At 69.2% G+C, this 22,500-nt stretch carries 19 protein-coding genes and 2 pseudogenes; 15 read left to right on the top strand and 6 right to left on the bottom strand.

Annotated elements, in window-relative coordinates; translation table 11 throughout:
* Positions 1–206 precede the first annotated feature (206 nt).
* On the top strand, positions 207–1,322 hold the full coding sequence (locus ACFYW7_RS36715; RefSeq protein WP_389510603.1) for a serine hydrolase domain-containing protein: 1,116 nt from the start codon (positions 207–209) through the stop codon (positions 1,320–1,322).
* Positions 1,323–1,650: 328 nt separating this feature from the next.
* Here the strand turns inward: ACFYW7_RS36715 and tnpA are convergent.
* Positions 1,651–2,060, bottom strand: a pseudogene (gene tnpA, locus ACFYW7_RS36710) (IS200/IS605 family transposase); the annotation flags it as partial.
* A gap of 33 nt (positions 2,061–2,093) precedes the next feature.
* On the opposite strand from tnpA, the gene ACFYW7_RS36705 reads away from it, so the two are divergent.
* Positions 2,094–3,365: an RNA-guided endonuclease InsQ/TnpB family protein gene (locus ACFYW7_RS36705; RefSeq protein ID WP_389510600.1), complete on the top strand. Its 1,272-nt coding sequence runs from the start codon at positions 2,094–2,096 to the stop codon at positions 3,363–3,365.
* A 128-nt stretch (positions 3,366–3,493) separates the two neighbouring features.
* Complete coding sequence (locus tag ACFYW7_RS36700; protein WP_389510597.1) at positions 3,494–4,156, top strand: lysophospholipid acyltransferase family protein; 663 nt, start codon at positions 3,494–3,496, stop codon at positions 4,154–4,156.
* A gap of 98 nt (positions 4,157–4,254) precedes the next feature.
* Here ACFYW7_RS36700 and ACFYW7_RS36695 read toward each other — a convergent pair whose 3' ends face one another.
* The gene (locus tag ACFYW7_RS36695; RefSeq protein WP_389510595.1) at positions 4,255–5,244 is read right to left on the bottom strand and encodes an aldo/keto reductase; all 990 of its coding nucleotides are present in this window, start codon (positions 5,242–5,244) and stop codon (positions 4,255–4,257) included.
* Between the two features lie 658 nt (positions 5,245–5,902).
* Between ACFYW7_RS36695 and ACFYW7_RS36690 the strand changes: the two genes are divergently transcribed.
* Entirely contained in the window at positions 5,903–6,871 is a 969-nt protein-coding gene (locus tag ACFYW7_RS36690) for a TIGR01777 family oxidoreductase (RefSeq protein ID WP_389510592.1), read from the top strand.
* A gap of 200 nt (positions 6,872–7,071) precedes the next feature.
* Here ACFYW7_RS36690 and ACFYW7_RS36685 read toward each other — a convergent pair whose 3' ends face one another.
* Positions 7,072–8,358 (bottom strand): MFS transporter, encoded by a 1,287-nt coding sequence (locus ACFYW7_RS36685; RefSeq protein ID WP_389510590.1) that lies wholly within the window; start codon positions 8,356–8,358, stop codon positions 7,072–7,074.
* A 746-nt stretch (positions 8,359–9,104) separates the two neighbouring features.
* Positions 9,105–9,542 carry a hypothetical protein gene (locus ACFYW7_RS36680; RefSeq protein ID WP_389510588.1) on the bottom strand — a complete coding sequence of 146 codons (438 nt, stop codon included), beginning with the start codon at positions 9,540–9,542 and terminating at the stop codon, positions 9,105–9,107.
* A gap of 326 nt (positions 9,543–9,868) precedes the next feature.
* Between ACFYW7_RS36680 and ACFYW7_RS36675 the strand changes: the two genes are divergently transcribed.
* From ACFYW7_RS36675 to ACFYW7_RS36660, 4 genes and pseudogenes are all read left to right on the top strand, one after another.
* Positions 9,869–11,005: an FAD-dependent oxidoreductase gene (locus tag ACFYW7_RS36675; RefSeq protein ID WP_389510586.1), complete on the top strand. Its 1,137-nt coding sequence runs from the start codon at positions 9,869–9,871 to the stop codon at positions 11,003–11,005.
* A 118-nt stretch (positions 11,006–11,123) separates the two neighbouring features.
* The gene (locus ACFYW7_RS36670; protein ID WP_389510584.1) at positions 11,124–11,588 is read left to right on the top strand and encodes a barstar family protein; all 465 of its coding nucleotides are present in this window, start codon (positions 11,124–11,126) and stop codon (positions 11,586–11,588) included.
* A gap of 690 nt (positions 11,589–12,278) precedes the next feature.
* Positions 12,279–12,782 (top strand): GNAT family N-acetyltransferase, encoded by a 504-nt coding sequence (locus ACFYW7_RS36665; RefSeq protein WP_389510582.1) that lies wholly within the window; start codon positions 12,279–12,281, stop codon positions 12,780–12,782.
* 40 nt (positions 12,783–12,822) lie between these two features.
* A pseudogene (locus ACFYW7_RS36660) lies at positions 12,823–13,133 on the top strand (barstar family protein); the annotation flags it as partial.
* Positions 13,134–13,214: 81 nt separating this feature from the next.
* Here ACFYW7_RS36660 and ACFYW7_RS36655 read toward each other — a convergent pair.
* Positions 13,215–14,651 (bottom strand): FG-GAP and VCBS repeat-containing protein, encoded by a 1,437-nt coding sequence (locus ACFYW7_RS36655; RefSeq protein ID WP_389510580.1) that lies wholly within the window; start codon positions 14,649–14,651, stop codon positions 13,215–13,217.
* Positions 14,652–15,030: 379 nt separating this feature from the next.
* On the opposite strand from ACFYW7_RS36655, the gene ACFYW7_RS36650 reads away from it, so the two are divergent.
* Genes ACFYW7_RS36650 through ACFYW7_RS36640 form a run of 3 tightly spaced genes read left to right on the top strand, consistent with a single transcriptional unit; the run spans position 15,031 to position 16,489 of the window.
* Positions 15,031–15,546: a DUF3592 domain-containing protein gene (locus ACFYW7_RS36650; protein WP_389510578.1), complete on the top strand. Its 516-nt coding sequence runs from the start codon at positions 15,031–15,033 to the stop codon at positions 15,544–15,546.
* Positions 15,543–15,878 carry a hypothetical protein gene (locus ACFYW7_RS36645; protein WP_389510576.1) on the top strand — a complete coding sequence of 112 codons (336 nt, stop codon included), beginning with the start codon at positions 15,543–15,545 and terminating at the stop codon, positions 15,876–15,878. Before ACFYW7_RS36650 ends, ACFYW7_RS36645 begins: the two co-directional genes overlap by 4 nt.
* Positions 15,863–16,489: a hypothetical protein gene (locus ACFYW7_RS36640; RefSeq protein WP_389510574.1), complete on the top strand. Its 627-nt coding sequence runs from the start codon at positions 15,863–15,865 to the stop codon at positions 16,487–16,489. The genes ACFYW7_RS36645 and ACFYW7_RS36640 overlap by 16 nt, the downstream gene beginning before the upstream one ends.
* Before the next feature lie 63 nt (positions 16,490–16,552).
* Here the strand turns inward: ACFYW7_RS36640 and ACFYW7_RS36635 are convergent, their stop codons facing one another.
* Positions 16,553–17,098 carry a hypothetical protein gene (locus ACFYW7_RS36635; protein ID WP_389510572.1) on the bottom strand — a complete coding sequence of 182 codons (546 nt, stop codon included), beginning with the start codon at positions 17,096–17,098 and terminating at the stop codon, positions 16,553–16,555.
* A gap of 548 nt (positions 17,099–17,646) precedes the next feature.
* Here ACFYW7_RS36635 and ACFYW7_RS36630 point away from each other — a divergent pair.
* The 4 genes from ACFYW7_RS36630 to ACFYW7_RS36615 all read left to right on the top strand — a co-directional run bounded on the left by ACFYW7_RS36630 (position 17,647) and on the right by ACFYW7_RS36615 (position 22,428).
* Complete coding sequence (locus ACFYW7_RS36630; protein ID WP_389510570.1) at positions 17,647–18,486, top strand: SDR family oxidoreductase; 840 nt, start codon at positions 17,647–17,649, stop codon at positions 18,484–18,486.
* A 5-nt stretch (positions 18,487–18,491) separates the two neighbouring features.
* Complete coding sequence (locus tag ACFYW7_RS36625) at positions 18,492–19,832, top strand: NAD(P)/FAD-dependent oxidoreductase (protein ID WP_389510568.1); 1,341 nt, start codon at positions 18,492–18,494, stop codon at positions 19,830–19,832.
* Between the two features lie 80 nt (positions 19,833–19,912).
* Positions 19,913–21,388 (top strand): cytochrome ubiquinol oxidase subunit I, encoded by a 1,476-nt coding sequence (locus ACFYW7_RS36620; protein WP_389510566.1) that lies wholly within the window; start codon positions 19,913–19,915, stop codon positions 21,386–21,388.
* Positions 21,388–22,428, top strand: coding sequence for a cytochrome d ubiquinol oxidase subunit II (locus ACFYW7_RS36615; RefSeq protein ID WP_389510565.1), 1,041 nt, complete (start codon positions 21,388–21,390; stop codon positions 22,426–22,428). Before ACFYW7_RS36620 ends, ACFYW7_RS36615 begins: the two co-directional genes overlap by 1 nt.
* Positions 22,429–22,500 lie beyond the last annotated feature (72 nt).

Genomic DNA, 22,500 nt, shown 5'->3' with positions numbered 1-22,500 from the left:
CAGCCACCGATACGGCCTGTCTCGGGGACCACTGGTCGGGGCGCCGACCGATCCGACCCAAGGGAGCAGCGGACCGTCGACTGGCCGAGCGAGCGGCTGTCAGGCCTCCCTGTCGGAGTGGAACGCGTCCCGTCGCACCCCGCCCGATAAAACCGATGCGGGAATTGTCGGGCGGAAAGCCCCGACGCCGTCGGAGGCTTACCTCCATGAACGATGTTAGGGGATTTTGCGATCCGCGGTTTGACGCAGTCCGTGAGGCACTCGCCGCCCTGCTCGGCAAGGACGACGTGGGCGCCTCCGCGGCCGTCTACGTCGACGGTGAGCCGGTGGTCGATATCTGGGGCGGCTACGCCGACGCGGACCGCTCCGTCGGCTGGGAACGCGACACCCTCACCGCGGTGAACTCGACGACCAAGAACATGGTCGCCCTGTGCGCGCTGATCCTGGCCGACCGCGGAGACCTCGACCTGTCCGCGCCGGTCGCCGCCTACTGGCCCGAGTTCGCCGCGGCCGGCAAGGAGAACGTCCTCGTACGGCACGTGCTGTCGCACACCGCGGGACTGCCGGATCTGTCCGGCCTCACGGCGGTCGAGGAGCTCTACGCCTGGGACGGCGTGACAGCGGGGCTGGCCGCCCAGGCGCCCGAATGGGAACCAGGCACGGCCGTCGGCTATCACGCGCTCACCTTCGGCTTCCTCGTGGGCGAGCTCGTCCGCCGCATCACCGGCCGCAGTCTTGGCGCATTCTTCGCCGAGGAGGTGGCCGAACCGTTGGGCGCGGATTTCCACATCGGGCTCTCCGCGGATCACGACCACCGTCTCGCACCGCTCATCCCGCCACCGTCCCTGACCGACGAGTACGTCGCCGGAGCACCGCGGAGATCGGATGGCACACGCCGGGAGCACTCCGGTCCCGCGGTCCGGGTCGAGGACGCCAACTCCGTGGCCTGGCGCCGCGCGCAGATCCCCGCCGTGAACGGTTTCGGCAACGCCCGCTCGATCGCCCTCGTCCAGTCGGTCCTGGCGAACCGGGGCTCAGCCGGTGGCGTGCGACTGCTGTCCGCCCAGGGGTGCGAGCCCGCGTGGCAGGAGATGTTCCGCGGCGAGGACCGCGTGCTGGGGACGCCGATGTCCTGGACGGCGGGCTTCGCCCGGTTCGGCAACACCTTCGGCTGGGGAGGCTGGGGTGGTTCGCTGGTCGTGGGCGATCCCGATGCACGGATGACAGTGGCCTACGCCATGAACCAGATGATCGACCGGGACCGGCAGGCGGACGACCGCGGCATGGAGATCGTGATGGCCGCCTACAGCGGCCTGCGCTGACAGTGCGGAGAGAGGGGGCGGTCCGGGCCCACCCAGGCTGCCCCTCCCGCGCTCAGCCCCGAACGGGATCGGAACCAGCGCCGGTCGCACTCCGGGGCGGTCGGCGCCCCCGGCTCCCTCCCTTCATCGATGCCTGTACGGTCCGTGAACCGCGGCCGACGCCTTGCGGGGCCACCGTCGATGCGACCGCTCGTCCACCTCGTGCACCCGGCTGCCTCATACATCAAAGAGAAAAGATGAGTGCGGCTACCGGGATAAATCGCAGTGCTCCGGCCTTCGGGCCGGGGGTGAAGCGATTCTGGGAAGTGCTCTGTCCTGTGGGCTGAAGCGGATGGTTTTGGTGCTCGGTGTACTGGCGGACGGTCGACAGCGGTGCTCCGTCGGCGGAGCCGGCGAAGTAGGAACCGGCTCACAGTTTGTTGGCCGGGCAGTAGTGCCGGACGAGGTCGGGGAACTCCTGGCGCAGTCTGCGGGAGCTGACGCCCTTGAGGCTGTTGGCGAGCCTTGAGAGTGCGACCTTGGGCGGAGGTTCACCGGGAGTTAGACGTGGTTGTTCTCGCCGTTGAACTCGACCAGCTCGGCTGGTTCGATCTCGAAGTCCTCGCGCACGGTGCGCTTGACGTCTTCGAGGCGTGTCAGGTGTCGGTCGGTGAACGCCTTGTGCCGGTACTTCGTGGCGAGGGCCAAGTGGGCGTGGAGTGCGAAGGCGGAGTGTCTGCCTGTGTGAATGTCTTGTATGCGGCTGTCAGTGGGTATGGGTACGGTCTGGTTGTGCAGCTTCGGTACACCTTCCGCATCGAGCCGGGACCTGGCCAACGCTCAGCGTTGGCGAGGGCGTTCGGCTGCGCGCGGGTGGTCTACAACGACGCTCTGCGGGCGAGGGAGACCGCCCGGGCGCAGGGGCTGCCGTTCCCGAAGACCGGCGATCTGTCGAAGCTGCTGATCACCGATGCCAAGCAGACGTCCGAGCGGGTGTGGCTGGGCGAGGTGTCCGCCGTGGTGCTGCAGCAGGCTCTGCGGGACTTGGACTCCGCCTACCGGAACTTTTTCGACGGGTTGAAGGGCAAGCGTCCGCGTATGGGTGCGCCTCGTTTCAAGTCGAGGCGGGACAGTCGGCAGGCGGTCCGTTTCACCGCGAATGCCCGCTGGTCGCTCACGCCCGGCAGCAAGCTGCGCCTGCCGAAGATTGGCGATGTCAAGGTCCGCTGGTCCCGGCCCCTGCCCTCGGCACCGTCCTCGGTGACCGTAATCAAGGACGCGGCTGGCCGGTACTTCGCGTCGTTCGTCGTCCAGACGGATGCCTCAGAGGTGCCGCCCGAGACGACGGGCGAGGTCGGCATCGACCTGGGCCTCACCCACTTCGCCGTCCTGTCCGACGGCCGCAAGATCACCTCGCCGAAGTTCTTCCGCCGCGCGGAGAAGAAGCTCCGCAAGGCCCAGCAGAGCCTGGCCCGCAAGACGAAGGGGTCGAACAACCGCAGAAAGGCTGTCGTGAAGGTCGCGCGGGCTCATGCTCGGGTCGCCGACGCGCGCAGGGATTTCCACCACAAGCTGTCCACGACGATCATCCGTGAGAATCAAGCGGTGCATGTCGAGGACCTCGCGGTGAAGGGTCTCGCCCGCACGCGTCTGGCCAAGTCCGTGCACGACGCGGGCTGGGCGGCGTTCGTGGGCATGCTGGAGTACAAGGCCGTCCGATATGGGTGCACCTTCACCCGCGTGGACCGGTTCTTCCCGTCCTCGCAGTTGTGCTCGGCCTGCGGCGTCAAGGACGGCCCCAAACCCCTCAATGTCCGGGAGTGGATCTGCCGGGCATGCGGGGCCGTCCATGACCGGGATGTGAACGCGGCCCGCAACATCCGCACCGAAGGATCCAAGGTCGCCGCCGGACAGGCGGAGACCCAAAACGCTTGTGGAGCGCAGGTAAGACCGGTACCCGTACCGGCACAGCGCGCAACCCGCACCCCCGTGCGGAAGAAACAGGAACCCACCCGAAGCCCCAGCCAACCGGCCTGGTGCAGACGGGAAATCCCCGACCTTTAGGCCGGAGAGGATGTCAATCAGGTGCCGAGGGGTCCTTCCTTCCTCCTCCCCTCTCCACCTCCTGTTCCTGTCCTCACCTCCGACGATGAGGTGCAATAATGTCGCGATCAGGAGACCGGAGACCGAACATGCTCAGCCGCCTCGCCGACGTCCTGGTGCCCGCCGTCGGCCGCCTCACGGTCACCACCGACGCGGGTGCCGAACTCGTCCCCGGCAGCATCATCGCCGCGAACCACACCTCGCTCGCCGACCCCGCCATCGTGCTCGCAGCGCTGCACCGTCTCGGGGTTCGTCCTGTCGTCATGGCCGCCGCCGGACTCTGGCGCGTCCCGGTCCTCGGACGCGTGCTCGCGCGCGAGGGGCACATCCCCGTGTACCGAGGCGACCGACGCGCGGCGGACGCCTTGAAGGAAGCCGCCGAGGCGCTGGAGCGCGGGCGCCTGGTTCTGATCTACGCCGAAGGGGGTCTCCCGTACCGGGCGGACGCCGCGGAAGCGGCTCCTGGGGCCTTCCGCAGCGGGTTGTCCCGGCTCGTCCAGCGAACCGGGTCTCCCGTGGTGCCCGTGGGCCAGGCCGGTGCCCGTCGGGTCACCTCGGGAGGCGGGGCCAAGCAGCTCGCGGGCCTGTGCACGGCACCGCTACGCCGCCCGCGCCTGCACGTGCATGTGGGCGAGGCACTCAAGTTGACGGCAGACGGTGCCGCCCGGACGGAGCAGGCCCACACAGCGGTGACGGCAGCCTGGCGCACGGCCGCCGCCCGGCTCGGAGAGCCCGCCGCGCTCGTCGGATAGAGCGTTCCGCGCCCGTGCGCGGGCCTGCTGCACGGTCGGCGACGCGGACGGGCGCGGCGACCGGCGGAACCTGCCGGCGCTGCGTGCTCGCTGTCCGGTCAGCGATTGACGGATCGCATCCCCGCCTCGTCGTAGCGCTCGCCCGCGGCCTCGGGCAGCTCCGCATCGATGCGGGCCAGGTCGTCCTTGGCCAGGGTGATGTCGACCGCGGCGACATTCTGTTCCAGGTAGGTGCGGCGCTTGGTGCCCGGGATCGGCACGAGGTCCTCGCCCTGGGCCAGCACCCAGGCGATGGCCAGCTGGGCCGGGGAGACGTCCTTCTCGGCGGCGATCTCCTTCACCTTTGCCGCCAGCCGGAGGTTCGCCTCCAGGTTGGCGTCCTGGAACCGGGGGTTCTGGCGGCGCCAGTCGTGCGCGTCCAGTTCGTCGGGCGAGCTGAACCGGCCGGCGAGGAAACCGCGTCCGAGCGGCGAGTACGGCACGAAGCCGATGCCCAGCTCACGGCAGGCCGGCAGCACCTCGGCCTCCACGTCCCGTGACCACAGGGAGTACTCGCTCTGCACCGCGGTGACCGGGTGTACGGCGTGGGCGCGCCGGATGGTCTCCGCGCTCGCCTCGCTCAGACCGATGTACCGCACCTTGCCCTCGGCGACCAGCTCGCCCAGTGCGCCGACCGTCTCCTCGATGGGGACGTTCGGGTCGACCCGGTGCTGGTAGTACAGGTCGATGTGGTCTGTCCCCAGACGCTGCAGGGAGCCGTGGACCGAGGTGCGGACGTGCTCGGCCGAGCCGTCCTGCGGGCCGACCGTACTGATGTCGCCGGGCACGGCGTCGTCCATCCGGTAGTTGAACTTCGTCGCGATCACGTACTCCTCGCGATGTCCCGCGATCGCCTCGCCGATGAGCGACTCGTTGGTGAGCGGCCCGTACATCTGCGCGGTGTCGAGGAAGTTCACCCCCAGGTCGAGGGCGCGCCGGATGGTCGCGATCCCCTCCTCCTGATCCACGGATCCGTAGAAGGCGGACATGCCCATGCATCCCAAGCCGATGGCCGATACTTCGAGATCCCGCAGACTGCGCTGATACATGACGTCTCCCAGCTCCTCTTCGTGCCTCGTCCACCGCTCGTCGCACGGGACGAAGCCCCTCATCCACCCAGCGACGATTTCCGCGGCCAGGCATCCCCAGGGAGACCCGGACCCACGGGCTTCGTACGCCGCGGTGTCTACGACGCTATGACCTGGAGCGCACTCCAGCGCAAGTCGACGCCGAGATCGACCCGCGTCTCGAACGGGTCGCTCCGCGCGGGCGATGGGGCCTGTCGGCTCGAAACCGGACCATGACGCGGCTCGGCGAAAACGGTTCCGCTCGGAATCGTTCGAAAGCCGGGTCAGGCACGCCACGCGGCTGTAGCCGTTGTCACGCCGGGAGTGACGGGTTCGTCTCCGCTGGTCAGGTGCGGGTTCGGTGTTTCGGCGGCGGGGTGGCGCGGAGGGAATCCTTGGGGAACGGGGGCGCCGGTTCGCCCGGACGCGGCAGCCGGCGGCGAGCCAGGAGCCGATCGCTGTGTCGGGGCTGGACAGAGCGACTGGACGACGAAGCTCTGCTCTCCTGACCCGCCCCTCTGACGTCCAGCGCCCTGTGTCGCACGGCGAGGCTGACTGGGACCGTGGATTGCGCCACATGGTTTTGAACATGTTCAATTCTATGGTCTAGTCTCATCCGGGACGAAGGAGGGGGGAACCGATGAAGATCGTGATTCCTGGCGGGACCGGACAGGTCGGCGCGGTCCTGAAGCGCGCACTCGACGCCGCAGGCCACGAGGTCGTGATTCTCACCAGAAGCCCCGGCCGCGAGGGCGAAACCCAGTGGGACGGTCGGACCCTGGGGCCGTGGGCGGCGGCGGTGGACGGCAGCGATGTGGTGATCAATCTGGCCGGACGCACGGTGAGTTGCCGCTACACGGCGGCCAATCTGCAGGAAATGATGGACTCCCGGGTCGACTCCACCCGGGTCGTGGGCGCCGCGATCGCGGGCGCCGCCCGACCGCCCCGGCTCTGGCTGCAGATGAGCACCGCCACGGTGTACGCGCACCGCCTCGACGCCCCCAATGACGAGGCCACCGGTGTGATCGGCGGTACCGAACCGGGCGTGCCGGACTACTGGGCGTACAGCGTCGAGATCGCCAAGGCCTGGGAGCAGGCTCAGCAGCAGGCCGAAACGCCGGCCACGCGCAAGGTGGCTCTGCGCTCGGCGATGGTGATGAGCCCGGACCCCGGCGGGGTCTTCGCCGTCCTGCTGGGGCTGGCCCGCCTGGGTCTCGGCGGGCCGGTCGCCGGTGGAGCACAGTACGTGTCGTGGATCCACGAACACGACTTCGTGCGCGCGGTGGAGTTCTTGATCGAGCGGGAGGACATCGCGGGGCCGGTGAACCTGGCGGCTCCCCATCCCCTGCCGCAGCGCGCGTTCATGCGCACCCTGCGCTCCGCGTGGGGTGTACCGGTGGGGCTCCCCGCGACCAAGTGGATGGCCGAGGTCGGCGCGTTCGCACTGCGTTCCGACACCGAGCTGCTGCTGAAGAGCCGCCGTGTCGTCCCGGGCCGACTGGCCCAGGCAGGCTTCGGCTTTCAGTACGCACAGTGGCCGCAGGCCGCAGATGAGCTGGTGCGCCGGGTGCGCGAACGGGTCGGAGGCGGTTCCGCGGCACGCCGGTGAACGGAGCCGGTACGGTGGCCGATCCTTCCACCCCGTCGGGCCCTGGCAAGAGACGTCGCCGCCTCGCCCCTGACCTCACAAGATCGCGATACGAGCTCTCGGGCCGGGGAGAATGCCAAAAACCGGCTCCTGCGACGCTCTTCCGCTGCAACCCTCGCTTGCCTCGAAGAACAGTGATCTTGCGACTGCTTCCGAACGCCTCAGTGCGTTGCCGCGGCGGAAGACTCTTTCGGTGTCTCGGCTTCTTCTGATGCTTCTCGAATGGCGCGATTGCTCAGCGCGGGCAGGCTGACAAGGGCCACCAGGACCATCAAGAGGCCGCCCAGGACGAACGGTGTCCGCAGACTTGTCACGGACGCGAGGTAGCCTCCGAGGATGCCACCGAAGGGTGCGCCCATGAGCGAGATCAACCGACTTGCGGAAAGTACGCGTCCGCGAATTGCCGCCGGTGCGAGGCGCTGCCTCAGCGAGCTGACGATGACGATCTGGACACTCATCGAGAACCCGATGATGGCCATCATTCCACCGGCGACCCAGGGGTTTCCGGTCAGGCCGAGTCCGACGACCGCGAGCCCCTCGACGGTCATACCGATGCACCGCATGCTGCCCACCTGGATCTTCTTGGAGATCGAGGAAGACACGAAACTGCCGCTGAAGGCACCGACGGCGGTCGAGCTCAGCAGCAGACCGTAGCCGATCTCGCCGAGACCGAGCTGGTCTCTGGCCAGCAGCACCAGCAGTGACATCTTGGCGGTGAGGACGAGGTTGCCGAGGGCGGCGGTGCCTGCCAGTGCTCGTAGCACGCGGTGCTTCAGCAGCCAGCGCAGCCCTTCCGCGACCTCGGCGCGAAGGTTCCTGCGGGTCGGCTCGCTGGACGCCGCGTTTCCGAAACCGCCCTTCAGGGAACCGACGAAAATGGCGCTGATCAAGAAGGAGATCGCGTTCCCCAGAAACGGCAGAGCATGTGACAGCGAGAAGAGGACACCGCCGAGCGGGGGGCCTGCGAGCTGTTCGCCGTTGATCTGGGCCGCCGAGATCCGGCTGTTGGCCCGAATGAGCGTCTGCTCCCCGGAGGCGACCACCGGCATGACGGCCTGCGCGGATATGTCGAAGAAGATCTCTCCGCACCCCAGAGCGAATCCCGCCACTATCAGCAGGGGGATGTTTGCGTGATCGGTCAATACGGCGACCGTGAGCAGGGTGACGACGGCGAATCTGAAGATGTCCGCACGCAGCATCACCTTTCTCCGGTCCCACCGGTCCACCAGTGCTCCGGCAGGCAGACCGAGCAGGAACCACGGCAAAGTGCCGACAGCCCCGACCGCGCCGATGAGCAGCGGATCGCTGGTCAGTTGGACTGCCAGCAGAGGCAGCGCGGCCAGCTGAATGCCATCGCCCAGCGACGAGGCGATCGTGGCCACCCACACCTTGTTGAAGTTGCTGCTCAACTGCGGTTGGGCTGGCTTCTCTTTGCTGATGAATTTCAACAATTCTCCTGAGAACGGATGTATGGGCAGTTGTGGCGGGACGGTGCGAGCACCGCAGGCTGGGGGAAGGCGGTCATGCCTTGAGAGGGCTTTCACGTGATGCCGGGAGGAAGCGCGGATGCCGGGCCGGAGAGCGAGTCGGATCGACTGCCTCGGCCACGCGCTCGAACGGCACGTCCCGGTGTATGTAGGCGGTCAGGGCAGTCAGGGCGGTCTTGCGGACCTGTACCAGCAAGGGAGTGCGGGTCTTCCTCCGTGCCGAGGAACTGTCGCTGCCACAGGGTGTGGTCCGAGTCCTGCACCGGGAGCGCGGCCGACGTCGGTGCCTGGCCTTGGAGGCGGGCGTGTCCAGATGGTGTCCGGGCGGTCCTGTCGACGCACCGTCACTCGCGTTGCTCTGCATGAGCAGCAGTACCCGCTCCTTCGGGCTGGCTGCTAACAGCGTTGCTCGCAGCGGAGGTTCGGTGGTCAAGTCGACAACATACTGCCCGGCCGTGCGCAGCGCTTCACTCAATTCATTTGCTCCACAGTTGACTTGATACGACCTCAGGTCGATGGCGTCGGTCTCCAGAACAACTTGGGCTGAGGCTCCGTCGACTTCCTGGAGTCCTGGAAGTGACGACCTATAGAGGCACCCCCATGACATGAAAACGGCACCGTCTCCGGAGCGATCCGCGAGGTCCGCTCGCTGCCGGCAGTCGGCGGACCGACGCCCTTTGGAGTCAGGCCGGTCGGCCGGGATCGACTCAGCCTTGTCGCGGCGTCAGGATGCAGGGCGGACGGCCTTCGCCGGGGTCGCCGACGTAGCTCCAGGGTTTCAGCGTCCTGCCGTCGCGCAGGGACTCGTAGCCGAAGCTCACACCGTCGGCTTCGAACGGCATGTCGACGCTGGTCTGCCCCTTCCGGTCGGAATCGTGCCAGGTGCCTGAGTCCGATCTGGGTTCGTAGTCCAGTCCGTCGTCATCGAAGTCGAAGAAATCGCGGCAGAGGTCGTCGGCGACGAACGTTCCATCCGACTTCAGCCGCAGTGTGCCGCCATGCGTATCGGTCCACTTGGCCACTACCTGCGATCGGGCCGGCTTGGTCGGCTCACCGTCAGGGACTGGCGGGAAGGCCGGCCTGCCGCACGCGACCAGGGCGCACGCGACGGGAACGAGGGACAGGGCTTCCTGGTAGGAACGCATCGCACGGCACCCGATGTCCTCCGCGAGACACGCGAACGGACTGCGGTTCGATGAGCCGCCGAGCGCGTGATCGTCACCCTGTCAGCATTATTGAACATGTTCAACTCTTCCTGGTGTACTCCGGAAGCGGCTTGAGAGACGGTGAACTGGAGCAAGGCCGGGCGTGTCGACCGGCCGGGGGCGGGATGCCGCGGCGACCTGGTCGGTTCGCTCCGGGCCGACGGCTGATAGAAAGTTGTAGGTCGCACCGGAAAGCTTCGGGTCGTCCGGTCGGTCCGGTCGCGTGGCTGGGCGGGCCCGGACCGTTCATCAAAGGATCGTGCATCGTGTCTTCTCGTCGAGTTGTCATCATCGGTGGCGGGGTCATGGGCTCGTCCGCCGCCTGGCAGTTGGCTGCCCGGGGTGACCGCGTCACCCTGCTGGAGCGCTTCCCGCCCGGCCACGACCGGGGCAGCTCGCACGGCACCTCGCGGATCTTCCGGCTGGCCTATACGGACCCCTTCTATGTCGGTCTCGCCACGCGGTCGCTGCCGCTGTGGCGACGGCTGGAGGAGGAGACGGGACGGCAGGTGCTCACCCTCAACGGAGCCGTCGACCATGGCCCGGCCGCCACGACCGAGGCACTGTACGAGACGCTGACCGCCACCGGACACTCCGCCGAGCGGCTGACCCCGGAGGAGGTCGCCGAGCGTTGGCCGGGGCTGCGCGCCGACACCGGCGCGGTCTTCCATCCGGAGGCCGGACGCCTGCACGCCGACGAGGCGGTCACCGCCTTCCAACAGGCGGCGCGAGCGCGGGGCGCCGAGGTCCGGCACGGTGTCCGGGTGACCGGCCTGTCGGTGCGCGGCGACGACGAGGTCCGGGTGGTCACGGACGCCGAAGAGGAACTGCGCGCCGACGCGGTCGTGGTCGCGGTCGGCGGCTGGGCGCCCACGATGCTGGGCGGCGGTACCACCCCGCTGGTCGGTGGCGTACCGGCGCTCCGAGTCACCCAGGAGCAGCCCGCGCACTTCCCCGCGGCGGACGCGCTCACCTGGCCCAGCTACATCCACCACCCGGGTGCCGCGCTTCCCGTGGCCGGCCTCACCGTGGACGGGGTGTACGGGCTCGGCAGCACCGACGGCGTCAAGGCGGGTTTCCACGGGGTCGGTCCGGTCGTCGACCCCGACCGACGCGACCGCACCCCGGACGCCGTGATCCTGCGGGCGCTGGCGGCGTACGCCGAGCGCTGGCTCCCCGGCGTGGACCACAGCGCGCCCGAGGCCGTGACCTGCCTGTACACCACCACCCCCGACCATGACTTCGTCATCGACCGGCAGGGCCCGGTCACGGTGCTGGGCGGGTTCTCCGGGCACGGCTTCAAGTTCGCGTCGGTCATCGGCGAGCTGGCGGCGGCGCTGGTGCGAGGCGAGCCCGGGCCGGGCCGGTTCGCGCTGGGACGCCCGCGCCGCGCCGGTCACTGAGCCGTTCCCGACGGAAGGACACCACGCAGATCGTTTCGTTTGGATCTAGACTTCGCAGCCCTCCTCCGTCACCGGGGCTGACGGCGGTCGACGCCTGGATCTTGGAGGGGAGTTGGCGATGGACACCGTGCCTTGGGTGCACGTCGTCCCAGAGGGCGGCGCTGTGTCCGTCGATCTGCTGCTTCCCCTGACCGGCGGGATGTACGTAGCGCGTCTCGACGGCCGGAAGATGCACGACACGGACGCCGCCTTCCAGCAGTTCTACGACGAGCTGAGGCTGCCTGGCTACTTCGGGTGGAACTGGGATGCCCTCTCCGACTGTCTGCGCGATCTGAATTGGCTGCCCGCGGACCGCTACGTACTGATCGTCGAGGCCGCGAACGAGGCACTGGCCGGCGATGCCTCCGGACATCGGCTGCTTTTCACGACCCTCCTGCAGGCAGGCCGGCATTGGTCCTGCACGCAGCGGCCCGAGGGCATCCAACTCGGCGGACTTGTGGTCATCCTGACATGCGACGCCGCATCCGTCCCGCCCCTGCGGGAACAGCTGCGATCATGCTGGGAAGAGACGACCCCCTCATGACGGCCTTCGCATAGGGACGCCTTCATCTCGCGGACAAGTGAAGGACGCCCGTGACATGGAGGGCGCCACGCGTTGCGTGTCGACGACGATCCGGTCGCTGACGTGGCAGCCCTGTTGGACAAGGCCGACTCCGAACTCGACGAGTTCTGCCAGCCTTTCATGGACTGGGTGCGCGAGGGGCTTGCCCGGCGTGCGGCCGGAGCGTAGGAAACAGGGGAGGGGCGAGGACGTATTGGCTTCTGGGGTTCGTTCGTCGGGTGCCGGAGTGAGACTCCGCCCGACGAGTCGCCGACCGTCGACGAACACCATGGGCGCAGAGAAGTCCCCGTTGGGAAATGGCTGTTCAGGTGGGATTCTCAGCCGGCCAGATATTCGATGTCGACACGGTCGGTGTGGCCCGGCCAGGACAGGGTGAACTGCCGGCAGCCCGGGTTCGGCATGTTGATCGTAGAGGGGCCGGGCCCGTCGGCCACTGAGCGTGAGGCCACCTGGCTGGAGCCCGAGAGCTTGGCCTTGATCGTCGAATTGTCGCCCGGGGTGGAGTCCTGACCATTCGACGGCTTCTTCGCGACCCAGAGAATCTTGTTCGCGCGATCACGACCAGGGGGAGCGTGGTACGGATAAGGGCCTGGCGGTACAGGGGGAGAATCCAGGGGAGCGGACGGCTGCGCGCTGCTACGGTCGGGCGCTATGAGCTGGCTCCCCGACGACTTCGTCCATCCCGCCCTGGTACCGCTGCCGGGCGGTGGTCATCACCTGCGGCCGATCCGGGAGGCGGACACCCCGCTCGACTATCCGGCTGTGATGGGTTCGCGCGAGCGGCTGTGGACCATCTTCGGCCCTGCCTGGGGCTGGCCCGCGGCCACCATGACCTACGAGGCCGACCAGGCCGACCTGTTGCGGCACGAGAAGGAGATCGCCGCACACCAGTCCTTCAACTACGCGCTGTTCGACGCGGCGGAGACAGCTCTGCTCGGCTGCGTCTACATCGATCCACCGGAGAGGGCCGACGCGGACGGCGAGATCTCCTGGTGGGTGGTGGACGAACTGGTGGGCAGCAAGGTCGAGCAGGACCTCGACGCGCTGGTGCCGCAGTGGATCGCCGTCGACTGGCCGTTCGAGCAGCCGCGCTTCCTCGGCCGCGAGATCTCCTGGTCGGACTGGCTCGCCCTGCCGGAGCATCCCGACGCGTAAGTATCTTTTGTCCTAATGCTCTGGAGACTTGCTCCTCGAACGGCCGTCCCGATGGGGTGGTCATCGGGTCCTCGACGGCCGATACGTCACCGACGAACCGGGCCTCCACCTGGCACTCGACGAGGCGGTCAACGGGCCGGGCGGCTACTTCGGCGGCTGCCTGGCCGCTCTCGACGACTGCCTGCGCGGAAACTTCGGCTGCACCGCCCCGCGACTCTGCTCTGGGGGGACGCCGCGACCGCGCCCAAGTACCTGTCCCAGGCACTGTCACCCGATGGCCGGCCCTTCGATCTGTTCGGCGGGGTCCTCGAGATCCTGGCCCCAGGCGGCATCCGGGTCACCTTGGCGTGAGCCGCGGTCCGGCCCGCCATGGCCGGCCTTCCCGGCCGGCGTCCAGCCGCTCCGCCGCGGCGGAGCGGCTGGACCGAACTCCTACTGGCCCAGGACCTCTCCGTACTGGATGGCCCCGTAAGGCAGCGCGAAGCCGAACGGGGTCAGAGACTTGCCCAGCGGGTACGTCTCCTCGGTGCTGCTCGGTGCGAACCAGATGCCACCGGACCTGGGCTCTCCCGCGTTCTCGCCGGGCGCGCTCACCGCGGTGTCCCACAGGCCGTCGCGGTTGTAGTCGCCGACGGCCACCTGGGCGCCGAAGCGGTCGCCGGCCTCGGCCGCGCCGGGCATGTTCGGGGTGCTCTGGCTGCGGGCCAGACCGCCGTAGAGGCCGTGTTCCGTGCCGTTCACGGTGACGTATCCGCCCGCGTCCTGCACGGTGCCCACGTCCTCGCCGGGCACGCCGACCACCAGTTCCGGACGGCTGTCGCCGTTCAGGTCGCCGGCGGACAGCGCGGCGCCGAAGTCGTCGCCCTCCTCGGCGTTGCCGCCGACCTCGGGACTGGACTGGGTGATGCACTCGCTCTCGCTGCCGAAGCCCGCGGTCTTCGAACCCTTGAGCAGGAGCACCGCACCGCCGAGCCGGTCCTCGCAATGCGTGGTCTCCGACTCGGGGTTGGGCCGAACGAGGCCGACCGCGAGGTCGTCCGTTCCGTCCCGGTCGAAGTCGGCGGCAGCGAGCGAGCTGCCGTAGTCGGCGTCGGCGTACGACTGGGCGGGCTCGCCCTGGTCGTCCCAGCGTGTGATGAAGGTGCTGGCGTCCTCCACGCCCCGCCAGGTGGCGGCCAGGTCGTCCCGGCCGTCGCCGTCGAAGTCGCCGGTCGCCAGGTCCCGGGTGGCGCCGCCCATGCTGTAGCGGCGCACGGTGGTGGTGGTCACCGGGTCGGCGGTGAGCGGGCCCGGGCGGAACCGGAGCGCACCGTGCTCCTCGCCGTTCTCACCGTACGCGAGGTCGATGTCGCCGTCGCCGTCGTAGTCGCCCGCGGCGATGGTGCGGCCGATGCTGCTGTACTCGGACGAGCCCCGCGCCACGGTGGTGCCCTTGATGTTCCACTGCGAGCCGTCCAGGACGGTGATGGTGCCCTCGTCCTTGAGCTGATCGGAGGTGAGCGACTCGCCACTCGCGCCGACGACGAGTTCGGAGACGCCGTCGCCGTTCACGTCGACGGGGACCAGGGAGGAGCCGAAGCGGTCGCCCGCCTCGGGTGTGCCGGGGATGCCTGCCTCGGCCTGGCTGATCTCGCCGGTGGACTGGTACGGGCTCTCCGGGGCGCCGTAGATCACGCTGATGTAACCGGCCTTGGCCTTGCCGTCCACAGTGGCGTCGGGCATACCGACCGCGATGTCCGTGTATCCGTCGCCGTTGAAGTCGAACCGCACGGTCGTCGCGGCCGCGGCGCTCCCGGCGAGCGGCAGGGTAAGACCGGTGGCGGTGAGTGCCGCCACAGCGGCGGTGGCGGCCAGGGTACGTACTCGCACGGTGGAACTCCCGTAGTCGAAGGGCGAATTGAAGGAACAGAGCTTCTGGGGCTGTGACTTGCGAGGCGTATGAAGGGTTGTGCGAAAGTGGCCAACCGGTGAACACGGCTTGTCGCGGCGCGAGTTCGAACCCGGGGGCCGCCGGACCGAGGCCCCGGGCGCGATTCTGTCCGGGTCCCGGCCCGTGACGGAGAGACCTTGCGGGGTTACGGGCCGGCGAGCGCCGGGCAGGGCGCCTGGAGGTCGGCGACCTTGGCCACGAGGGTCGCGCTGATCTGGTGTCGCGGTTCTCGCACGGGTACGGCGCGGGGTCGGCCGAGAGATCCGGTTCTGACGGGCACCCGGGTTCCGGCAGTTCGATGTCGGGCAAAGAACATCCATGGTCGTGTTCGATGCACTCATCGTGATGCTCCTCGTGGCCGTGGGCATCGTCGTCGTCTTCGGTTGCCTCGGGGCGTTTCACGTCTTCAGGGAAAGCGGCCGGCATCGCCGTGTCGTGCGCGTCGGCAGGCACACCCAAGCCAAGTGCGTCCGCTCCTACGACAAGGTCCCTCAGCCGGCCGGTCCGCAAGCGAAGGGACACCCTCCGCCAAAGAAGCGTTTCGTCTTCGAATTTCCCGGCCCCGACGGCGACCTCGTACGCTTCGAGAGCACCTTGCCGCCTGAGGCAACCCGCGTGGGTGACAAGCTGACTGTCGCCCATCTGCCCGATCAGCCCGCGAGCGCCGTGGTGGTGGCCACAGTCGAAAAGTCGGCCGTCATCCAGTCGTTGCGGATCCTTGCCGGCTTCTGTGTCTTCCTTGTCGTGATGGCAGGCATCGCCGTCGTCGGGGTGCTGATCATTCAGGGCTATGCGTCGGGGGCCGGCGATCCGAACTCCGGGATCGAACCATGAAGCGGCACGAGAACGCCGCGCCGCGCCACCACGTGCCGGGCGCTCATCCCGGACGTACTGGATCCGGATATCTGGGCGCCGCTCCGGCCGCAGCCATTCGTGGCTGTGTCGTCGACCGGGACAACCACCACGGCGGCCTGGTTCGCGACGGAGCCGCCGTCGCAACGGGTGTTCCCAGACCGAGGCAGGCCAAGTCCACCGTCATCGTTCGGTACACGCGAAAGACGGCGGACGGGCTCTACGATGCCGGCAGGGGATGGAAGCTCGGCGTCACCGACATCTTCTGCCGCGAACCGACCGGACGACAATTGCCCGCATGGAAGCATCCGTGATCGATCCTGAGGACCGCGAGCAGCAGGCTGACGTCACCCGCCGCCTGCTGTACTTCCTGAACGCACCGGTCGCCGAGTACTGCCGCCTGCGGGGCGTCCTGCCCGCGCCCGGCGCCGTACGCGTCGCCATCCGCGCGGGGGACGACGAGAACGGCCGGAACTTCCTCTACGAGATCCCCAACGACACGGTCACCCCCTACCGGATCCCCGGCCTGCTGCGTACGGTCCTGACCGGGCCCCAGATCTACAGCAGCAGCGACGTCGGCGAGGCCATGGGGATGACGCTCGTCCGTCTGCGCCCGCAGGAGATCACCCCGGACCCGGAGCCCGAACAGGGCAGGGCGCTCACCGTCGTGCACGCCCTCTCGGGCCCGGGCGAGGACGAGAACCCGTTTTTGATCGGCTTCCTGATGCACGGCGACGGCCTACTGCGTCTGTACGTGCAACGCACCGACCGGCCCGGCATCATCGGCGCCGACATCCGCCTGACCGAGACGCCCGCCACCACGCTCATCGCCTCCCTCCCCTCCCTCGTCGGCGAGGAGCGCAAGCAGCGGCCGGCCCCGGACGACCCACACTGCGACCTCCTCGTCGACCTGACCACCTGGTAGAGCACACGGGCGGCACGTGTGGGCAGCGCGACCACCCCACCAGAAGCCGCGTCCCCGGCGCCCTCAGTCCCCGGTCCCCTGCATGCGCGGCCGGACGCTTTCCGTCACGGTGGCGGTCGGACACACACGCTGCCACAAGTCCTTGGTCCGCTCCCGCTCCTCGTCCGTCGCGCTGCTCCACCGACCGCGGTAGCCTCGGACGCCCCGACGAAGCCTCAGCTCCAGTGCCAACTTGCTGTCGTCGTCGCTCGTCCTGTCGATCCATGGGGTGATCACCAGTTCCACGCGGGCCACATCCTTTGCCGCGCGGGTCACGACGCGTCCTGTGGTGGTCGTCATCCGTAGGTGCGGGTCTCCGCCACCGACCACTCGCACGTCGACGAGCGATCGGAAGTCACGCACGACGAGAACGGCCCAGATCACGAAGGCGAGCGCGGTACCGCACAGGGAGACGCGGAACAGGACACCGTCGACGCCGCCGTTGCCCTCGGCGAACAGGAGTACCACGGCGGAGAATCCAGCCGTGGCAGCCGCCGCCGTCAGCCAGCGCGACCAGGGTCGCTCGGCGGCAGCCGTGTTGGCCTCCCACAGGATGTCGTCGACCTGCATCCGTTCCCCCTTTGTCACCTGCCAGTGATGGGGGAATTCTACGAACGGGAGCCGGACGTCCGAAAGGAGCTCCCGCCGACTTCGGATGGTTGAACTCGGCGCGCCATCGTAGTCGTGTCGTGCACCCCGCGGGCATCGCAGAGGGTGACGCCCTCGGTCACGTGGGGAAGCAGGGCCTTTGCCCCGGCGCTCAGCGACCGCACCATCCGCAGGGTCGGCAGCCCAGCCCAGCCCGGCACCCCACCGCAGCGGCGGTGCGGGTGTACGGGACGACGGAGAACGCGACGGTCCACAGCGCGCCCACGGCGGGCGCCGGGCCGTGACCGTCCCGGACGACGACCCGCCGATCCTCGGGCAGGCCCAGCTTCTCGATCCGCGTGAGCCACCGGAGTGACATCGGCGGCCCGAGCGGGTCCGGCTTTGCGCGTCGGACCGCCGTTCCCGTCGCTGATGCATTTGGCTGGCCACCGAATTCTGACGTCCTCCCCGAGGTCCTTCCCACCAGCCGGGGGGCGGGCAGGGGTGGGAAGGGAACGAGGAGGATCGTGGTGGCAGGAAGTGTCGAGGAAAGCGGTACGCCGCTGGTCGCACGGCTTCTGCGAGGGCAGAAGGCCCTGGTGACCGGTGCGAACTCGGGTATCGGCAAGGCGACCGCCATCGCACTGGGCCGGGCCGGGGCGGACGTCGTGGTCAACTACGTCGTCGGAGCCGACGAGGCCGAGAAGGTCGTGGAGCAGATCAAGGGCTTCGGGGTCAACGCCTACGCCCACGAGGCCGACGTGTCCGACGAGGACCAGGTCGTCGAGATGGTCGCCCGGATCGTGCGGGAGTTCGGGACCATCGACATCATGGTGGCCAACGCCGGCCTTCAGCGGGACTCCTCGCTCGTGGACATGACGCTGGCCCAGTGGCAGAAGGTCATCGACGTCAACCTGACGGGTCAGTTCCTGTGTGCGCGGGAGGCCGTGAAGGAGTTCATGCGGCGCGGTGTCGTCCCGGAGGTGTCCCGCTCGGCGGGCAAGATCGTCTGCATGAGTTCGGTCCATCAGATCGTCCCCTGGTCGGGCCATGTGAACTACGCCTCCTCCAAGGGCGGCGTCGGCATGATGATGCAGACCCTGGCCCAGGAGCTCGCCCCGCACCACATCCGTGTGAACGCGGTCGCGCCGGGCGCCATCCGCACCCCGATCAACACCGCTGCCTGGGACACCCCCGAGGCCGAGGCCGAGCTCCTCAAGCTCATCCCGTACCGCCGGGTCGGTGACCCCGAGGACATCGCCAACGCCGTCGTGACGATCACGTCCGACCTGCTCGACTACGTGGTCGGTACGACCCTGTACGTCGATGGCGGCATGACCCTCTTCCCCGGCTTCGCCACCGGCGGCTGAGGCCCGTGGAAGACCATGTGACGCCCCGGCGGGTGGTGATCATCGGGGGCGGGTTCGCCGGGCTGTTCGCCGCGCGGGCGTTGCGCCGGTCGCCGGTCGCGGTGACGTTGATCGACCGCCGGGCGCACCACCTCTTCCAGCCGCTGCTCTACCAGTGCGCCTCCGGGATTCTGTCGGAGGGCCAGATCGCGCAGCCTCTGCGCGCGGTCCTGCGCCGGCACACGAACGTACGCTGTCTGCTCGCCGACGCCACCGGCGTGGACGTGAAGGAGCGCGTGGTCCACACGCGGCGGCCCGAGGGCGGCAGCGTCGAAGTTCCCTACGACGACCTGATCGTCGCGGCCGGCATGCGCCAGTCCTACTTCGGGCACGACGAGTTCGCGGCTCACGCGCCGGGCATGAAGACACTGGACGACGCCCTGGAGATCCGGCGCAGGATCTACCGCGCCTTCGAGATGGCCGAGTCGGCCACGGACGCGCGGGACCGGCGGCACTGGCTCACCTTCGCCCTGGTCGGCGGCGGGCCGACCGGGGTGGAACTGGCCGGGCAGATCCGGGAGATCGCCGGCCACACCCTGGACCGGGAGTTCCGGAGCATCGATCCCCTCCAGGCCCGGGTGCTGCTCTTCGAGGGATCCGACCAGGTGCTGGCACCTTTCGGGGACCGTCTGGCAGGGCGGGCGGCCCGCGCCCTGCGCGACCTCGGTGTGGAGCTCCACCTGGGCACGCGGGTCACGGACCTCGACGAACAGGGTCTGACGGTGAGGGAGCGGGACGGCACGACCACCCGGCACCCCGCGCGTACCGTGCTGTGGACGGCCGGGGTCGAGGCCCCGGCCATCGCCGGTGCCCTGGCGCGGGCCACCGGTGCGGAGCAGGACCGGGCCGGCCGTATCGCCGTCGAGCCCGATCTGACCCTTCCCGGCCATCCGGAGATCCGTGTGGTCGGCGACGTGATGGCTCTCGACCACCTGCCCGGACTGGCCGAGGTCGCCATGCAGTCCGGTGCGTACGCGGGGCGAGCCGTGCGTCACGCGGTCGAGGGCCGGACGAAGAAGCCGAAGCCCTTCAGGTACGTGGACCTGGGCAGTGCGGCGTACATCTCGCGCGGACGGGCCGTCGTCAAGGCCGGGCCCGTGCACCTGTCGGGCGTCGCCGGCTGGCTGGCGTGGCTGTTCATCCACATCGCCTTCCTGACGGGATTCCGTAGCAGGCTGGGCGCGGTACTGAGCTGGGCCGTCGTCTTCGCCTCCGGCGCGCGGCGGGAGCGGGCCTTCACCTTGCCCGACACCGGCCACGGGCCCGCCGAGCGGCACGGAGCCACCGCGGCGCTGCGCGGGCCCTGATCCGACCGGAGGACCCCTGCGCCGCCATCGTCTTGTCCCTGCGTCCCCCACCGAGGCGGGGGAAGATCACCGAGGCACCTATGCTCAGCACCGCGGTGCAGCTGGCCGCCGACACACCGGCCCAGCTTCTGCCTGCCCGTCAGTTGATGGCCTTCACCCTGGCCTCGCACATCCTGCTCGTTCCGTTCGGGGTGGCACTGCCCTTCATCACGCTCGTCATGCACTACCGGGGCCTGCGCCGCGACGATCCGGTGGCGCTGAAGCTCGCCCGGCGTTGGTCGGCGGTGATGGCGGTGCAGTTCGCCATCGGTGTCGTCACGGGCACGGTGCTGTCCTTCGAATTCGGTCTGTTGTGGCCGGACATGATGGGACGCTGGGGTGATGTGTTCGGCCTGGGCTTCGGGGTGGAGGCGTGGGCGTTCTTCCTCGAGGCCGTCATGATCGCCATCTACCTCTACGGCTGGCGCCGCCTCAAGCCGTGGACCCACTTCTGGCTGGCCGTGCCGCTGCCGCTGGCCGCCCTGATGGGGGCGTTCGGGATCATCGCGGCCAACTCGTGGATGAACACCCCGCAAGGGTTCAGCCTCGACGCCCAGGGCAATCCGACCGAAGTCGACGTGCGCAAGGCGATCTTCACACCGATCCTCGGCACCGAGTACTGGCACTTCGTCGTGGCGATGTTCCTGACGGCCGGGTACGTGGTGGCGGGGGTCTACGCGGTCGGCTGGCTGCGGGGCCGTCGCGACCGCTATCACAAGCTGGGCTTCACGGTGCCGTTCACCGTCGCCGCGATCCTGACCCCGGTCCAGTTCTTCCTCGGGGACTCCGCCGCCCGTTCGGTGTTCCAGAAGCAGCCGGTGAAGTTCGCCGCGATGGAGATCGTCTGGAAGACCGACACCCACGTGCCCGAGTACCTCTTCGGCCGGCTGCACTCCGACGGGTCCATCTCCGGCGGCATCAAGATCCCGCAACTGGACTCGATCCTGGCCGGGTTCAGACCCGACACCAAGGTGACCGGACTGACCTCGGTGGCGGCGGCCGACCGGCCGACCGCGACCCAGGCGACGATCGTGCATTTCGCCTTCGACATTATGGCGACCATCGGCAGCGTGCTGATCCTGCTGGCCCTCTGGTACGCGTGGATCTGGTGGCGTCACCGGGACCTGCCCGACAACCGCTGGTTCTTCCGCTGTGCCTCGCTGGCGGGCGTGGCCTGTCTGCTGACCGTCGAGTGCGGCTGGATCGCCACGGAGGTCGGCCGTCAGCCCTGGATCGTCTACGACCACATGCGCGTGTCCGAGGCCGTCACCCACACCGCGGCCGGGGGGCTCTGGGTCATGCTCGGCGTCGTCATGGCCGTGTACGTCGCGGTCTTCGGGTCCTTCCTGGCGGTCCTGCTCAAGATGCGCACCCGCTGGCGCGTGGCGGACGAGGCCGCGGCCGGAGCGGCCACGGCTCTCGCACCCGAGACCGACACGCCGTACGGACCCCGGGCCGCGGCCGGCGCGGCGACAGCCGGTGCCCCGTCCGAGGGCCGTTCGGGAGGTGACCACTGATGGCGGAGGTCATGGCCTGGGTCCTCGTCGTGGTGATCGCCGCCTACGCCTGCGGAGGTGGCACCGACTACGGAGCGGGCTTCTGGGACCTGCTGGCGGGCGGCGCGGACCGGGGCAAGGGGGTGCGCAGGCTGATCGACCACGCCATGGCACCGGTGTGGGAGGTCAACAACGTCTGGCTGATCTTCGTGCTCGTCCTGATGTGGACCGGCTTCCCGAGGTTCTTCCAGGCCGTGTTCACCGCCCTGTGGCTGCCGTTGGTCCTCGCGGCCGTCGGTATGGTGCTGCGCGGTGCCGGGTTCGCGCTGCGCAAACCGAGCAGGCGGCTGGCCCGACGGCGTGTGTACGGGGCGGTGTTCGCCGTCGCCTCGCTCATCACGCCGTACTTCCTCGGCTCCGTCCTCGGCGGCATCGCCTCGGGCCGGGTCGCGGTGGGCACGCCCGCCTCCGCGCATGTCTGGGCCAACCCGACGTCGATCCTCGCGGGGCTGCTCGCCATCGCGGCCACGGCGTTCCTCGGGGCGGTCTTCCTGGTCGCGGACGCACGCCGGTTCGGCGCGGACGAGCTCGTCGACTACTTCCGCCTGCGGGCCCTGATCGCCTTCGGCGCGGTGGTGGTGCTGGCCGCGATCGCCCTGCCGGTCACCCACGACGACGCCTCCTACGTCTGGCACGGGATGACCCGGGGCCTGGGCCTGCTGATGCTGATCCTGGCAGCCTGTTCCGGCGTACTGACGGTGGTGCTGCTTTTGATCCGAGCACACCGCTGGTCACGGCACACCTCGGTGGCCACGGTCGCCCTGGCCATCGTCGCCTGGGGCTTCGCGCAGCGGCCCTATCTGCTGCCGACCACGCTGACGGTGACCGAGGGGGCCGGCGCCGCGCACACGCTGCGCTGGCTGGGCATCGTGACGATCGTCGCGGTCGTTCTGGTGGGCCCCGGGCTGGTGCTGGTCTACCGGCTCGACACGCAGGGGGAGCTGGAGCCGCTGACCGACTCCGACACCCGGGCCGCGGCGCTTCCCGGGGACAACGTGTGAGACGGGCCGGGGCGGGGGGGGGGGCCCCCCGCCCGGGATCACCCGGGCGCCCCCGCCCCCGGGGGGGCGCCG

This window comes from Streptomyces sp. NPDC002580 (assembly GCF_042889485.1).
Taxonomy (GTDB): Bacteria; Actinomycetota; Actinomycetes; order Streptomycetales; family Streptomycetaceae; genus Streptomyces.
This window is presented reverse-complemented; position numbering and strand designations above follow the sequence as displayed.